This is a genomic window from Paraburkholderia sp. RL17-383-BIF-A, assembly GCF_046028015.1.
Taxonomy (GTDB): Bacteria; Pseudomonadota; Gammaproteobacteria; order Burkholderiales; family Burkholderiaceae; genus Paraburkholderia.
Genome location: NZ_JARESR010000029.1, coordinates 81,319 through 96,343, shown reverse-complemented (window position 1 = coordinate 96,343; position 15,025 = coordinate 81,319). Strand labels below are relative to the sequence as shown.

Genomic DNA, 15,025 nt, shown 5'->3' with positions numbered 1-15,025 from the left:
TGTGCGTATCGAATCGACAACGGTCGATGCACATCACACCAGGTCGTCTGCCGCCATGGTCAGGATGATCTTTCCAACATTGGCGGCTGATTCCATGCGCCGATGTGCATCAGCGGCCCGAGCGAGCGCAAATGTGCTGTCCACGACCGGCTCCAGGCGGGCACCGCCGTCGAAGCGCTCGAGCCAATGCTCGCGAAAACGCCGCACCATCGCGTGTTTTTCCTCTTGCGGGCGGGACTTCATCACCGTTCCCTTGATCTGCAGGTGACGGTAAAGGATCTGTTCCAGTTCGACGGCCACCTGAGCGCCACCGCCAAGAATGCCGACCTGGATCAGCCGACCGCCATTCGCGAGCGCAGCCACGTTGCGCGCGAAATACGGGGCGCCCACGAAGTCGATCACGACGTCAACTCCTCGGCCGTTCGTCGTCTTCTTGATGACTTCAGTGAAATCTTCAGTGCGATAGTCGATGACCACGTCGGCCCCAAGTTGCACGACGCGCTCAAGCTTGCTGCCTTCGGCTGTAGCGAAGACCCGTGCACCGGTCGCATACGCCAGTTGGACCGCGGCCGAGCCCACACCCCCTGCCGCCGCGTGAATCAGAACGGAGTCGCCGCGCTGTAAGCCCCCAAGATGCAGCATCGCTTCGTGAGCGGTGACGAACACTTCGGGAATCGCCGCGGCGTGCACGTAGTCGAGCACGGCGGGAATCGGCATTGCCATGCGCCAGTCGATGCGTGCAACCTCTGCGTACGCGCCCCCGCCTACTACGCCCATCACGCGATCGCCCACTTTGTAACCCTGCACCTCGTTGCCGACCTCGATCACTTCACCCGCTATTTCAAGGCCCATGATGGTCGAGTCGCCGAAGTTGGGACGGCCATAGCCGCCCCGGCGATGTGTCAGATCTGCTCGGTTCACGCCGGCGGCATGCACGCGCACCAGCAGATCGTCGGGACGTACCTCCGGTACCGGCACGTCGGCAAGTTTCAGCACGTCGGCATCGCCGAATTCTTCGAATGTGATGGCTTTCATGATTGCGCTTCCTTGGTTGTTTGGCTCGGGTTCAAAGCACGCTCGTGTGGCGTGGCAAGCGTGGCCTGCGCAACGGCAGAGGCCGAGATCGCGGCCGGAAAACCTGCGTAAAACGCGAGGTGGGTGATCGCGGCGGACAGTTCTTCGGATGTCACGCCGTTATTCACGGCGCGGCGCAAATGCGCGGGGAGTTCGTCGAGATGGCCGCCCGCGATCAGCGCGGCGACCGTCACGAGACTACGGTCGCGCAGCGAAAGCGCGGGGTCGTTCCAGATTTTCGGATAGAGCGTGGCGTCGACGAACTCTGCGAGTTTCGGCGTGAAGGCGCGCGCTGCTTCGCGTGGGCTGCTGAAATCTGCGTGTGACATGACGATTCTCCTTTCAAGCCTGGCTGATGAACTTGTGCGTGAGGTAGTACTCGATACCCTCGACACCGCCTTCCGAACCGTGACCGCTTTCCTTCATGCCGCCAAACGGCAGTTCGGTCGCGACAATGCGGTATTGGTTAATGCCGATCATGCCGGCCTCAAGGCCATCGCCTACGTCGATCGCGGTGCGTGCGTTCTGCGTGAATGCATAGGCGGAAAGGCCGTACGGCAGACGGTTCGCTTCGGCAAGACCGTCGGCGAGTGATTCGAAGCGCATCAGCACGGCGATCGGGCCGAACGGCTCTTCGTGCATGACGCGTGCGTCCATCGGCACGTCGGCGAGCACGGTCGGCTCGAAAAAGTAGCCGTCGCCTTCAATCCGTTTGCCGCCCGCGAGCACTTTTGCGCCGCGCGCCACCGCGTCCGCCACCAGTTCTTCCATCTTGGCAAGCTGGCGCGGATTGGCAAGCGGCCCGACCTGGGTGTCGGGTTCCATGCCGTCGCCCACCCTGAGTGCCTTTGTTGCCCGCACAAAATGTTCGACGAACTCCTCGTAGACGCCGCGCTGGATCAGGAATCTCGTCGACGAGATGCAGACCTGGCCGGTGCCGCGAAAGCGGTTAGCCGCACCGTCGACGGCCGCCTTCTCCACGTCGGCGTCGTCGAACACCAGTACCGGGCCGTGGCCGCCGAGCTCGAGTGTGATGGGCTTGACGCCTTCCGCCGCGCGCGCCGAGAGCAGACGGCCGATGGGCACCGAACCCGTGAAGGTGACTTTGCGGATCCCCGGTGATGCGATCAACTGCTTCGAGACCTCATCGGGCACGCCGAACACCACCTGCAAAACACCTTTGGGCAGACCTGCGTCGTCGAGCGCGCGGGCCAGCGCGAGGGCGGTGGCGGGGCTTTCCTCGCCGGGCTTGATGATCACGCTGCAGCCTGCTGCCAGCGCCGCCGAGAGCTTGCGAGCGGGCGTGATGGCCGGGAAATTCCAAGGTGTGAAAGCGGCCACCGGACCGATTGCCTGCTTTTTCACAAGTTGCTGCACGCCAGGGCAGTTCGACGGCACCACGCGGCCGTCGATGCGGCGCGCCTCTTCCGCGAACCATTCGAAGTACTCCGCGGCACGCAGTACTTCATCGCGGCTCTCGGCAAGCGGCTTACCTTCTTCGAGCGTCATCAGTTCTGCGATTCGCGGCGCGCGTTCGCGCATAAGCTCGGCGGCGCTCCTGAGAATGCGCGCGCGTTCGGCGGGTACCGTCTTGCGCCAGACCTCGAATGCGCGGCGTGTGACAGCGAGCGCGTGGTCGAGATCGGCGCTAGTGGCGAGCGGCACGCGGCCCAGTTCGCGTTTCGTGGCAGGGTTGACGACCGGTGCGGTTTCGCGTTCTTGTGCAGTAATCCATTTGCCGTCGATAAACAGGTATAGCGGTTCGTAGCTTGCGTTCATGATGTTACCTCCATCAATAATTAAAAATTAGGCATCCGTATCAAGAGAGCGGTATGTTCGCGCAATCGAAGCACGTCTGATCAGGTTGCTCGGATAGGCACCGCGAGCGTGGCGGCGAGCATGAGCATGGAAAGCGTGCGTTTCATCTTTCGGTTCCTGGAAGGAAAGCGGTGCTCCATTCGGTGTGAAGTGCAGCGAGTGCCTGACTACGGAACGAAGTCTAGGCCTGAAGACGATCGGCTTTTAGGGGAGCAGGAAAGAATCAGTCTTGTTGCTGGAGGGAAAATCGCGCCGTTTTTTTTGGAACGCCCGTGCTGTTTTTGAACGTGCTACCTGGGGGAATAGAGCTGCCTGACCCCGTCTCTGCTCTCGGCGAACCCCACGCGTATCATGCTGGGTGTGCTTGTGGCGTAGCTTTGAACCTGTCGCACGCGATTGAGGAAAGAAGAATGAAAGCTCAACGGGAAGAATCGGAATGGACAAGGTCTACAACATGTCGGTATTCGTGAAGGTCGTGGAGATGAGCAGTTTCACTGCCGTCGCCAACCATCTCGATACCACGGTCGGTAATGTTTCGCGAGCCGTTTCAGTGCTCGAGGAAGGGCTCAACACGCGACTGTTGCAAAGGTCAACGCGACGCCTCGTCGTCACCGACGCGGGCCGCCGCTTTTACGAGCGCTGCGTGTCGATCCTGGCCGACATCGAGCATGCCGAAGCCGAGGCGAGCAGCGCGTTGCTCGAGCCGCGTGGGACGTTGCGCGTTCACGCCGTGCCGGGGCTGGGGCGTGAGCTTGTAACGCGTGCGGTGCTTTCTTACCGCGAAGCGTATCCGGAGGTTTCGGTCGACTTGCTGCTCTCGCAACGCATGCCCAACCTCCTCGAGGAACAACTCGATCTGGCTGTCGTGATCGCCCGCGCGTTGCCCGATTCTGCCTATGTCAGCCAGAAGATTGGAAGCAGCCATTGTGTGCTGGCTGCTTCCCCTGCGTACCTGGCGCGGCATCCCGCGCCCGAGAAGCCGGAAGATCTGGCCGATCATGCGCACGTCCTGCTGAGCACCGTGGATTACACACCCGACGAATGGCATCTTCAGAGTTCCTCCGACACCGCCGTTTTCCGGCCCTCCGGCCCGCACTTCAGTGTGAACGACATGGAGGCCATGGCCGTGGCGTTGCGCGACGGCGCTGGAATAGGGTTGCTTGCGGCATTCTCCGCGATCGACGACCTGCGTAAGGGAACGCTCGTTCGTGTGCTGCCGCAATTTCACACCTACGAGCGGAATGTGTACGCGGTCTATCCGTCACGGCAGTTCGTAGACGCGAAAATCAAGCGCTTTGTTGATGCGCTAAAAGCTCAGGTCGGCGAGCAGTTGCAAACTTACGCAAATGAGCTTGCGATCGAATGTGCGCCATCTTAGACGGAACAGTGTGTTCCGATGTCAGCTTGTCGCGGCGGAAAGAGGAGGACCGTTGTGCCTCTGGTCGAACTGGACGCAGCCGTCATCGCCGTGTAGCCATCTGACGATCAGGTCAGGAATCTGCACACGCGGATCAACGATTCCGTGCGGTAGATTCGCAAGCAGGTCAATGCGTCATCCCGCGTCAAGCCGCTTCTCCAGCCAGCGCGTGAATTGCGAAATCCGACGAAGCCGGTTCGAGCGCCGGTTGAATGGTCCGGTAATCGCGCCATTCCGGGTCGCGCTGTTGTAACGGATAAAGCAGCGGTGCAGCGTCATGTACAGCCGCGACACAACTCCCGCCGCGCAATGCGGGCAGCGATTGCGACGCGCCGGGAAACGCGCGTGGAAGCGCGCCGTACCTCTCCACGACCGGCCGGATATAGCTGCTGCCCTGCGAGATGCACACCGGCTTGCCGCGCAAATCTTCCCATTTCGTGATGCCGCTCGATTTCGGGATGATCGCCGTACCGCCCACACGATAGTACGGTGTCGGCACGTGATCGCGAATCTCCCCACGCTGCCGGTTGTATTCCATATTGGCGATCAGGATGTCGACCTTGCATTGCTGCAGGAACTGTACACGAGTAGAGGGCTGTACCGAAGCCAATTGGATCTTCGCACCGGGCCGCTTGGCGATGTCGTTCGCAAGGTCCACGTTGATGCCGCGCGGCTGCGAGTTTTTCTCTCACATAGCAGATCGATAGATAAGGTTTCGCGCATTCATTGGTTAGCGAATGTCTTTTGCGTTCCTAAAATAATTTGCGGCTGGTTCGGCGGCCGGTTGATCGGACGTCCACTCGAATACCGGCACGACCGCCTCGCACTCACGACAGGACACCCAACGAATGACGAAACTGGCTCTCTCCGAGCGCGCGGCGCGCATCGGTATCGCGCCCAACGCAGCGGCCATGGCGCGCGCGCAGGCGCCGGCCGCGCTCGCCGATAGCGATACCCTGCAAGTCGCGCGACAGCGCGGTAACGGGGCATTGCTTTCACTGCGCAACGTGCCGCAAACCAGCGAGATTCACGTCGACGGCATCGACGTGCGCGCGAAGAAAACCAACGCCCATGTGCTGCTCGCCAAAGTGCGTCTCGCGGACAAAGCCCGAGGTATCCGGGCGCATTGTCGGGCGGTCAGCAGCAACGCGTAGCAATAGCACGCTCGCTGGCAATGCAGCCCGACCGGATCCTTTTCGACGAAGTGATGTCGGCGCTCGATCCGGTCCTCGCCGCGAGCGCAATTCGTCCCATTCCTCACGATCATGACCACGACCACCACCACCACGACTGACGAAACCCGCAACGACCTCTCCGCTCAACGACACGAAGCCGTGCAGGCACTACTCGCCGACGCCCGCCGCATCATCGGCGAAAAGGGCGTGACGCGCGGAGCGATCAAAGCGCTGAGTGAACGGCTGCTCGAACTCGCGACCCATCGCACGCTGTTCGATGCCGCTGACTTTCCGCCGCCGCAACCCGGCAGCGGCGACACGTCGACTCGCTACCGGCTCAACCCGGGTGAAGACGGTTTCGCGCTTTATCTGAACTCGCTATTGCCGGGCAAGACGACGATCCCGCATAACCACGACACATGGGCCGTGATCGCTGCAATCGACGGCGCGGAACTCAACCGCCTCTACCGGCGTATCGACGATGGCCGCGACCCGGATCGCGCGCAACTCGAACTGGCCCAGGAAGTGGTGGTGCGCCCAGGCGTGCCGATCGCATTTCTGCCGGACGATATCCACAGCATTCATGTGGGCGGCGCGGAACCTACGCTGCACTTTCACCTGTACGGCCGGCCGCTCGAAACGTTGACAGGGAGACTTGGCTTCGAAACTGATACAGGTCTCGTGGTGCGTTACAACGCGACGCACATGCAACGCGCGACCCAGGCGGTCGGCTGATGTCGGCGCGCGGCGATGGATTGCTGACGCGCGTTCTGCACGCATCGATCGCGCCGACGACAGGATCGCCCAGGACCGGCACTGCACGGGCTTCCTGACCGACGAAGGGAACAAGTGACACATGCCGCCTTCGCAACGGTTGCGCGAACTGAATCGGCAATATGCCGCCAACAAGGAAAACAGATCGATGACACACACGACTCACCCCGACGACGAAGCGCGCCGCACCCTCGAACTGCTCGGTCCGGCGCCCGAGAACTGGGTCCCGGACCAGCCGGGTATCGATCACAACGTGTTCATCGTCGGTGGTGGGCAGACCGGCTGTGCGTTCGCGTTTGCGCTGCGGCGGGCCGGCATCGGCCGAGTGAGCGTGATCGATGCAGCCAATGACGCGTCGAAGGCCGGCGTGTGGCTGACCCGCGCGCGCATGAACAAGCTGCGTACGCCGAAGTCGCTGGTCGGGCCTGAAGTCGGTTTGCCGGGGCTCAGCTTTCAGGCGTGGCACGAAGCGCGTTTCGGCGCGGCGTCGTATCGCGAGATCGATCGCATTCCGCGTGAGCAGTGGGCGCAGTATCTGGCGTGGTACCGCGAATTTCTCGGCATCCCGATTCGTTACGGCACACGGCTCGTGAGAATCGAACCGCTGGGCACACATTTCCGCCTGCATCTCGAAGAGAGTGGCAACGCGCGCGTCGAGACGGCGCGCAAGGTGCTGCTGTGCAACGGTGTAGCGGGCAATGGCGGCGCGTTCGTGCCGCGCGTATTGGCACAATTGCCGGCGTTGTTAGTGGCGCATACGTCGCACGACATCGACTTTGCCGCGTTGCGCGGCAAGTCAGTCGCGGTGCTCGGCGGCGCGGCCTCCGCATTCGATGCGGCGGCGACCGCACTCGAAGCGGGCGCGGCCAACGTGCATCTGTTCGTGCGACGTGCGGCGCTGGCGGCCGTGCCGGTCTCACGTGCGCGCGCCTACCCCGGCGCCTACGACAACTATTTCGATTTGCCCGACGCGCTGCGTTGGGCGCAGGCGCTTCGCTTCAAGCGCTCGGGATCGACCGCACCGCTGGACTCGCTTCAGCGCGTCACACGTTTTCCGAACTTTCACCTGCATACCGGCGCGCAATGGGAATCCGCGCGTGAAGTGGAAGGGCGCATCGCGGCGCAGGTGTCGGGCGAGACGTTCGAGTTCGACTTTGCGATTGCGGGCACGGGCTATTTCATCGATCCATCGGCGCGGGCAGAGCTGGTGGATTTCGCGTCGCACATCCGGCTGTGGAGCGATCAGTACGCACCACCCGCCAGCGATGCCGACGAAGGGCTCGGCGCGCATCCGTATCTCGGCGCGGCGCTGGAGTATCTGGAGAAATCGCCGGGACAGGCGCCGTATCTGAAAGACATCCACGTCTACAACCCGGCGGGTTTCGTCAGCGCCGGTGTGCCGGTAGGTGACGTGCCGAGTATGAAGCGCGATATTCCCGCGGTGGTCCGCCGTATCAGCCGCGACCTCTTTCTTGCAGATCTCGATTCGCATGCCGCGCGACTTGCGGCGGATGTCCCGGCGGATTTCGACGAAACGGCGTATGCGTCGAGCGTCTGGCAGCGTGAGGCGTCCAACGCTTGAGGAGAGGAGATGCAGGTGCGCCTGGCGTCTGCATCTCCGTTGTCACGACTGTCGTTTGTGCGCCGGAGCAGAGTCCACGTAGTTGATGCCGAGGTCGATTCGGTCAGCAAAGCAGGTGAGCCGGGTATTACCCGCAAGGTCTCATTTAGCTGTGGTCGCTACGCCGGAGATCGCGACAGGCCGCGGCACGAGCAGCGTGGCGCAAAGCAGGCTGCCGATCCCCATCGCCGCGATCACGGCGCCCATCGGCCAGGGCGTGCCATCGGCGAATAAGCCCACGAGTGCCGAGCCGAGAACGCCGGTACCGTACTGGCTTGCGCCGATGAGCGCCGACATGGTGCCGGCGCGCGCGGGAAATGTGCCGAGCGCACCCGCAATCGCATTGGCGACGATAAAGCCGGTCGCTGAAACGAAAAGGAACAGGGGAATCACGAGGCCGGCCAGCCCGCCCCAGTCCGTCCATGCGTCGATGGCTAGCAGCATGCCCGCGATTGCCGCGCCCCACGTGCCGGCACGCATCAGGCGATCACTCCCGTAGCGTCTCACCAGCCTCGCGTTGATCTGGTTCGTGATCATGATGCCAGCGATGCCCGCTGCAAACAGCACGCCATAGCGCTGCGGCGAAACGTGGTGATAGGTGATGTATGCGAACGGCGTGCCGGCAACATACGCGTACACGCCGCCGTAAAGGAATCCGCCTGCGCCCGCGTAGCCGAGCACCCGGCGATGCTGCAATAGCGTGGCATAGGCGGCGAGCGCGCGGCCGAGCGGTTCGTGATTGCGGCGCGCCTCGGGTAGCGTTTCGGGCAATGCGCCCAATGCGGCGAGCGTCGCCAGCCCGACACCGACCAGCACCCAGAAAATCGCGCGCCATGACGCCACGTGAAGAATGAGGCCACCCACGCTCGGTCCGATCAGCGGCGCGATCGCCATGATCGTCATCAGTGTCGACATCATCTGGGCCGCGCGATGGCCGGTGTAGAGATCGCGCACCATCGCGCGGGCGAGCACGACACTCGCGCACGCGCCCCCGGCCTGCACGACTCGCCAGCCGACCAGCGCACCGCTGCTGGCCGACAGCGCACAGCCGGCCGATCCAATGATGAACAGCACGAGTCCGATGGCGATCGGCATACGGCGGCCGTAACGGTCGCCGATAGGACCCCACAGCAGTTGGCCCACACTGAACCCGATCAGATAGCTGGAGATCGTCAGCTCGATCGCACCGGTGTCGGCGTGCAGCGAGAGCGCCATCGCGGGCAGGGCAGGCAGATACAGGTCCGTCGAGATCGACGCGAACGCCATCAGGAGGCTCAATATGGCGAGGATCCGCAGACCTTGCTGGTCGGCCGCGGGCGTCACGCGTTCCGTTGCAGTGCCGGGCAATGATGCCGCTGGAGCGGGTGAGCGATTATTCAACGACATGATCTGGCATTTCTTTTAAGCCAATAGCGCTCCTGCGTTGCCGCAACCTTGCGACGACGCAGGCGCAAACGGGTGGGGCGAAACGTTGGTCTAGCGGTCGACGCGCTGCTGCAAATGGGCCGGATAACGATCACCCACGACCTTGATCTGCTTCAACGCCGCTTCGATAGCAGCGAGATCGGCCGCCGACAATTCGACCGCGGCCGCGCCAATGTTTTCTTCCAGCCGATGGATCTTGGTCGTGCCCGGAATCGGCACGATCCACGGCTGTTGCGCCAGCAGCCACGCAAGCGCGATCTGCGCGCGCGTCGCACCCTTGCCATCGGCAATTTTGCCGAGTACCTCGACGAGGCCGGCGTTGGCCTTACGGTTCTCTTCGGAGAAACGCGGCACGACATTGCGAAAATCGGTCTTGTCGAACGACGTGGTCGCATCGATCGCGCCGGTCAGGAAGCCCTTGCCGAGCGGGCTGAACGGCACGAAACCGATGCCCAGTTCTTTCAGCGTGGGTAGCACCGTCTCTTCCGGCTCGCGCCACCACAACGAATACTCGCTCTGCAATGCTGTCACCGGCTGTACGGCGTGGGCGCGGCGGATCGACTGCGCGCCGGCTTCGGACATGCCGAAGTGCTTGACCTTGCCTTGTGCGATCAGATCCTTGACGGCGCCGGCCACGTCTTCGAGAGGCACATTCGGATCGACGCGATGTTGGTAGAAGAGGTCGATACGATCGGTTTTCAGCCGCTTGAGCGATGCCTCGGCGACCGCACGGATGCGTTCGGGCCGGCTGTCGACGCCTTTGGTCACGTCGCCTTCCGTGAAGCCGAACTTGGTTGCAATCACCACCTGATCGCGAAACGGCGCAACGGCTTCTCCGACCAGTTCTTCGTTGAAGAACGGACCGTAGGCTTCGGCGGTATCGAAAAACGTGACGCCTTTTTCGAAAGCCGACTGAATCAGCTTGATGCCTGCCGTCTTCTCGGTGGCCGGTCCATAGCCGTAGCTCAAACCCATGCAGCCGAGGCCTAGTGCCGAGACTTCGAGACCGCTGTTTCCAAGTTTGCGCTTTTGCATCTGCATTCTCCTTTCGAAAAGTGACGAGCGTGGAAGGCGGCCTGTTCGCACGGGCGCCACGCGACGTTCAACAGCCTCAAGCTTAGGCTGTTGTGCGTAGCTCAACAATATGGCTAGAATTGCAAAAGGTTATGAGGAAAATTCACTTATGTTGCGAGCCGGCTTATCTGAACTGACCGCATTCGTCGCGATCGCTCATCAGCGCAGCTTCAGTGCGGCGGCGCGGACCTTGGGGGTGTCGCCGTCCGCGTTGAGTCACGCCATGCGGGGACTTGAAGCCAGACTCGACGTGCGCCTCTTCAACCGGACCACCCGCTCGGTCGCGCTGACCGAGGCGGGCGAACAACTGCTGCGGCGAGTCGGGCCCGCCATTGCCGACCTCGAAGACGCCGTGAACGAGGTGGCTTTCGCACGCGACCGCCCGTCGGGTTCGATCCGTATCAGCGCCTCCGAATCAGCGGCGAAGTCGATCGTCCGGCACGTGCTGCCCGATTTTCTGGCGACTTACCCGGATATCCACGTGGAATTCGTCGTGGACACGCGGCTCGTCGACATCGTGGCCGACGGTTTCGATGCCGGCATCCGCGTTCTTGAGGATGTGCCGCGCGACATGATCGCCGTGAGGTTCGGCCCCGACCTGCGCTTTGCCGCGGTGGCGTCGCCTGATTACTTTGCGCGCCACGAGGCGCCGAAGGCACCGCACGATCTGGCGAAACACCGCTGCATCCGGTTCCGCTTCGAGAGCGGCACGCTCTATCGGTGGGATCTCGAATATCACGGCAAAAGCGCGAGTATTGATGTCGACGGCCCCATGACGCTGGGCAACACGAACCTGATGGTCGAGGCGGCGCTGGTGGGCATCGGCATTGCCTGGGTGCCTGACTATCTGGTTGCCGAACACCTCGCGGCGGGGCGGCTCATTCAGGTGCTGGCCGAATGGAGCCCGTCGTTTCCGGGCTTGAGCCTCTATTACCCCGCGAACCGCCATCCTCCCACTGCGCTCCGGCTGTTCGCACAGGCGGTGCGGGATTGGGCCAACACCGCCGGTGTGCGTTGATTGCCGGCTTCAGGCGGCCACGCCGCGCGCATGCTCGGGTGTTTCGTAGAGCTTGTCGATTTCAATTTGGAGAGTCTTTCCCGCGCGTTGGGTTGAAACTCCCTGCTAGTGTTGCGTGCTTAAAGACGATTTGTGAATTGCGCGCACGTCGCAGGGCGCGATTGTCGTGCTGGGCGCGCGGCGGCTCGACCGGACCAATGCGCTGGCCGAGACAATCGTCGCGGATGGCGGAGTGGCGCTGGCCGTCGCGACCGATGTCACCGATGCGGCACAGGTCAAACATCTCGTCGACACGGCGGTCGAGCAATACGGGCGGGTCGATGTCATGCTCAACAACGCGCGCCTGATGCCGCACTCGTCTCTCAGTGGCGATCCGGCACGAAGGCGATCACATCACCACGATCGAAGGGCTGGAGAGAAACGGTGAGCTCCATCCTGTTCAGCAAGCGTACTGGGAGTACGACGCATATCAATGCGGCTACTGTACGACCGGACAGATGATGAGCGCCGTCGCGATTCTGCGCGACCCCAACATGGCTGCCGACGACGCCAGCGTGCGCGAAGTCATGAGCGTGACGCAATGTCGACCTCGCGCAAAAATAGAATCTTCGTTTGAGACTCGTCGTTCCGACGCCCCGCGTGCTCCATGAATGCAAGCGGACGACATTGACACAATTCTTCTAATCTGGAATAGTATTCAACAAATAACGTCATTTATATCTTCAGACGTTGACCGGGGGCTCGGTCGTCGATAAGCCCGGCCATGACAGATTCAGCGCCCCACCAGGGCTCATCTCGTAGTAACTGTGGAAATGAACACTTCAACCCAGATGGACTGCGACCTGCTCGTGATCGGCTCCGGCGCCTCGGGGCTGGCCGCGGCGGTCACTGCGGCATGGCATGGTCTCAAGGTCGTCGTAGTGGAAAAAGACGCCGTATTCGGTGGTGCAACGGCATGGTCGGGCGGCTGGATGTGGGTTCCAGGCAATCCGCTGGCGAGGCGCGCGGGCATCAATGAAGACCCGCAACAGCCCCGCACCTACCTCAGGAACGAACTCGGCCGCCGCTACGACCCGGAGCGTATCGATGCATTTCTCGACAACTGCGCGCACATGGTGTCCTTCTTCGAACAGCATACGTCGCTGCAGTTTGTAGACGGCAACGGCATTCCTGATGTACATGGCAACGTCGAAGGTGCAGCAACACAGGGTCATCAGGTCATTGCCGCACCGTACGATGGGCGGCAGGTCGGCCCGCTGATCAAACGTCTGCGCAAGACAATGCGCGAAACCTCGTTCATGGGCATGCCGATCATGGCGGGCGCGGACCTGATGGCTTTTCTGAGCGTGACGCGCTCTCTCAAGTCCTTCACGCACGTCACAAGGCGTTTCACGCGGCATCTGCTCGATCTGGCGCTGTACGGCCGCGCCATGCAACTGGTGAACGGTGTCGCACTGGTCGCGCGCCTTGCCAGGTCGGCGCAGGACCTGGGTGTGACCTTGATGGAGTCCGCACCTGCAACGAGGTTGGTGTTCGAGGGTAAGGCGGTTCGAGGGGCAGTCGTCTCGACGGCCCGGGGCGAAATAACGATTCGCGCGGCGAAGGGCGTCGTGTTGGCCGCCGGCGGGTTCCCAAATGATGTGACACGGCGCAAGGCGCTTTTTCCACGCACACCCACCGGCCGCGAACACCTCGCCTTGCCGCCCGAGAGTTGCTCTGGCGACGGCGTGAGTCTGGGCGAATCGGCGGGTGGCTGCCTTGTCACGGATGTCGCCTCGGCTGCCGCCTGGGCGCCCGTGTCGAAAGTTAAGCACGCTGACGGCAGCATTGGCCACTTCCCGCACATTATCGACCGCGCCAAGCCCGGTGTCGTCGGCGTGCTCTCCAACGGCAAGCGCTTCGTGAACGAGGCGGACGGTTACTACGACTACACCTCCGCCATGGTCGCGGCGGCGCCGGAGGGGCAGGAAGTCGCGTCGTGGCTTGTCTGCGATCACCGGTTTCTGCGCCGGTATGGTCTGGGTTACGCACGGCCTTTCCCTGTGCCGGTCGGATCTTTGATCCGCAGCGGTTATCTGCAACGAGGTTCAACGATCGAAGAGCTGGCGAAGCGTTGCGGTATCGATCCTGATGCGCTGGCGGCCACGGTCAGCTTCTACAACGAGCATGCGCGCCGTGGTGAGGACCCTCAGTTTGGGCGCGGCTCCACGCCGTATAACCGAAAGGGGGGCGACCCTTTGCACAAAGGCCCGAATCCTTGCGTCGCGCCGATCGAGCACGGACCTTTTTACGCGGTCAAGGTATTCCCGGGCAGCTTCGGCACGTTCGCAGGCCTGAAGACCAACGGCTCCGCTCAGGTGCTCGACGAGAATGGCCAACCTGTTGCCGGCCTGTATGCGGTGGGAACGGACATGGCCAGTGTGATGGGCGGTTTCTATCCGTCGGGCGGCATCAACCTCGGTCCTGCAATGACGTTCGGTTACGTCGCCGGCCGCCATGCGGCGAATGCCATGGACTACGAACCTCATGACAATGAGGAGCTCGCCACCACCGGCGCATCAGAGGTGTCGAACCGGATGCCGCTTCCCACCCACTGACGGCAGGACTTCTTCTAGCGCGCTGTGCACACGCTGTTTCGCGTGTGCACAGCGCGTTTTACTTATTGCAGCACGTCCAGCAAAAACTCCACCATGCGGTCGCAGACGCGGCCGAACATCTGCGTGCCTGTCACCGTCTGGCATCCCCGTGCGCGCGCTGCTTCGATCAAGGGTGTCAGGGGCGGTTTGGTCACGACATCGCCCACGAAGGTCCCGGCTCGAAGGCGTGACACATCGATCGGCAATGGGTCGTCCGCACGCATGCCGAGCGGCGACGCGTTGACCACGATGTCGAACGTGTGCGCTTGCACATCGGCGGCGACGCTACGCACCCTGCCGCGTTGCAGCGCATTGAGCCGGTCGACCAGAGACGTCGTACGGCCCGCGTCGTTATCACGTATATCGAGCGATATCAGGCCCGCACTCACTAGCGCGTGACCGATCGCCGATCCCGCCCCGCCTGCGCCCACGAGCAACGCGCGCTTGCCGGTCAGATCACAACCCGCATTCGTTAGCGCTGCCACGAATCCTGTGCCGTCGAACATGGCGCCGTGCCAGTCGCCGTTGGGCGTGCGACGCAGCGTATTGACCGCGCCGAGGAAACTCGCTTCGTCGGAAAGCGTCGCGCAGTACCCGGCCGCGTTGAACTTGTGGGGCACGGTAATGATCACGCCGTCGACGTTGCGCATCGGCGTGACGCCCGCGAAGAACGCGGGCAGATCGGCCGGCGCCACGTGGGCGGGCACCACCAGCGCGTCGCGCCCCGCTGCCCGCAGCGCGCCCGTGACGCCGGCAGGCGAGCGGACCTGGGCGATCGGGTCGCCGACAATGAAATAGATACGCGTCGCGCCGCTAAGGCCTTCATCGAGCGACGGGGAAAACGAAGATGGGTTCTGCTGGCTCATGCTGTGTTCGACCTCCTGTGGTGTCTATGTGTCCCATGCGCAACGAGTACCGCGGTCCGTTCCCATCAAGGCGCCGCGATCGTCGTCGCTGCTCAGTTTCGATGAACTTTAATCTTTAGTGGAATAG

Annotated in this window: 13 protein-coding genes and 2 pseudogenes; 8 read left to right on the top strand and 7 right to left on the bottom strand. The window is 62.6% G+C overall.

Annotated features, from left to right (window positions below; translation table 11 throughout):
- Nucleotides 1-33: 33 nt before the first annotated feature.
- Genes P0D71_RS27375 through P0D71_RS27365 form a run of 3 tightly spaced genes read right to left on the bottom strand, consistent with a single transcriptional unit; the run spans nt 34 to nt 2,853 of the window.
- Nucleotides 34-1,035, bottom strand: coding sequence for an NAD(P)H-quinone oxidoreductase (locus tag P0D71_RS27375; protein ID WP_408483053.1), 1,002 nt, complete (start codon nt 1,033-1,035; stop codon nt 34-36).
- The gene (locus P0D71_RS27370; RefSeq protein WP_408483051.1) at nt 1,032-1,403 is read right to left on the bottom strand and encodes a carboxymuconolactone decarboxylase family protein; all 372 of its coding nucleotides are present in this window, start codon (nt 1,401-1,403) and stop codon (nt 1,032-1,034) included. The genes P0D71_RS27375 and P0D71_RS27370 overlap by 4 nt, the downstream gene beginning before the upstream one ends.
- Nucleotides 1,404-1,416: 13 nt before the next feature.
- The gene (locus tag P0D71_RS27365) at nt 1,417-2,853 is read right to left on the bottom strand and encodes an NAD-dependent succinate-semialdehyde dehydrogenase (RefSeq protein ID WP_408483049.1); all 1,437 of its coding nucleotides are present in this window, start codon (nt 2,851-2,853) and stop codon (nt 1,417-1,419) included.
- Between the two features lie 475 nt (nt 2,854-3,328).
- Between P0D71_RS27365 and P0D71_RS27360 the strand changes: the two genes are divergently transcribed.
- Nucleotides 3,329-4,270, top strand: coding sequence for a LysR family transcriptional regulator (locus tag P0D71_RS27360; protein WP_408293911.1), 942 nt, complete (start codon nt 3,329-3,331; stop codon nt 4,268-4,270).
- A 223-nt stretch (nt 4,271-4,493) separates the two neighbouring features.
- Here P0D71_RS27360 and P0D71_RS27355 read toward each other — a convergent pair.
- Nucleotides 4,494-4,994: pseudogene (locus P0D71_RS27355) on the bottom strand (transporter substrate-binding domain-containing protein); the annotation flags it as partial.
- A 163-nt stretch (nt 4,995-5,157) separates the two neighbouring features.
- On the opposite strand from P0D71_RS27355, the pseudogene P0D71_RS27350 reads away from it, so the two are divergent.
- From P0D71_RS27350 to P0D71_RS27340, 3 genes and pseudogenes are all read left to right on the top strand, one after another.
- Nucleotides 5,158-5,534: pseudogene (locus tag P0D71_RS27350) on the top strand (ATP-binding cassette domain-containing protein); the annotation flags it as partial.
- A 40-nt stretch (nt 5,535-5,574) separates the two neighbouring features.
- Entirely contained in the window at nt 5,575-6,219 is a 645-nt protein-coding gene (locus P0D71_RS27345) for a cysteine dioxygenase family protein (RefSeq protein ID WP_408483047.1), read from the top strand.
- Nucleotides 6,220-6,406: 187 nt separating this feature from the next.
- Nucleotides 6,407-7,840 carry an NAD(P)-binding domain-containing protein gene (locus tag P0D71_RS27340; protein WP_408483045.1) on the top strand — a complete coding sequence of 478 codons (1,434 nt, stop codon included), beginning with the start codon at nt 6,407-6,409 and terminating at the stop codon, nt 7,838-7,840.
- Nucleotides 7,841-7,981: 141 nt separating this feature from the next.
- On the opposite strand, the gene P0D71_RS27335 is transcribed toward P0D71_RS27340, so the two are convergent.
- Together P0D71_RS27335 and P0D71_RS27330 are read right to left on the bottom strand one after the other, a co-directional pair.
- Nucleotides 7,982-9,265, bottom strand: a complete 1,284-nt coding sequence (locus tag P0D71_RS27335) for a multidrug effflux MFS transporter (protein ID WP_408483043.1) — start codon at nt 9,263-9,265, stop codon at nt 7,982-7,984.
- 90 nt (nt 9,266-9,355) lie between these two features.
- On the bottom strand, nt 9,356-10,339 hold the full coding sequence (locus P0D71_RS27330) for an aldo/keto reductase (protein WP_408483041.1): 984 nt from the start codon (nt 10,337-10,339) through the stop codon (nt 9,356-9,358).
- Between the two features lie 148 nt (nt 10,340-10,487).
- On the opposite strand from P0D71_RS27330, the gene P0D71_RS27325 reads away from it, so the two are divergent.
- The 4 genes from P0D71_RS27325 (at nt 10,488) to P0D71_RS27310 (ending at nt 13,993) form a co-directional block, all read left to right on the top strand.
- Entirely contained in the window at nt 10,488-11,396 is a 909-nt protein-coding gene (locus tag P0D71_RS27325) for a LysR family transcriptional regulator (protein WP_408483039.1), read from the top strand.
- Nucleotides 11,397-11,532: 136 nt separating this feature from the next.
- Entirely contained in the window at nt 11,533-11,823 is a 291-nt protein-coding gene (locus tag P0D71_RS27320) for an SDR family NAD(P)-dependent oxidoreductase (RefSeq protein ID WP_408483072.1), read from the top strand.
- Nucleotides 11,762-12,046 carry a (2Fe-2S)-binding protein gene (locus P0D71_RS27315; protein ID WP_408483037.1) on the top strand — a complete coding sequence of 95 codons (285 nt, stop codon included), beginning with the start codon at nt 11,762-11,764 and terminating at the stop codon, nt 12,044-12,046. The genes P0D71_RS27320 and P0D71_RS27315 overlap by 62 nt, the downstream gene beginning before the upstream one ends.
- Before the next feature lie 162 nt (nt 12,047-12,208).
- On the top strand, nt 12,209-13,993 hold the full coding sequence (locus P0D71_RS27310) for an FAD-dependent oxidoreductase (RefSeq protein WP_408483035.1): 1,785 nt from the start codon (nt 12,209-12,211) through the stop codon (nt 13,991-13,993).
- Between the two features lie 62 nt (nt 13,994-14,055).
- Here P0D71_RS27310 and P0D71_RS27305 read toward each other — a convergent pair whose 3' ends face one another.
- Complete coding sequence (locus P0D71_RS27305) at nt 14,056-14,898, bottom strand: shikimate dehydrogenase family protein (RefSeq protein ID WP_408483033.1); 843 nt, start codon at nt 14,896-14,898, stop codon at nt 14,056-14,058.
- Between the last annotated feature and the right edge of the window lie 127 nt (nt 14,899-15,025).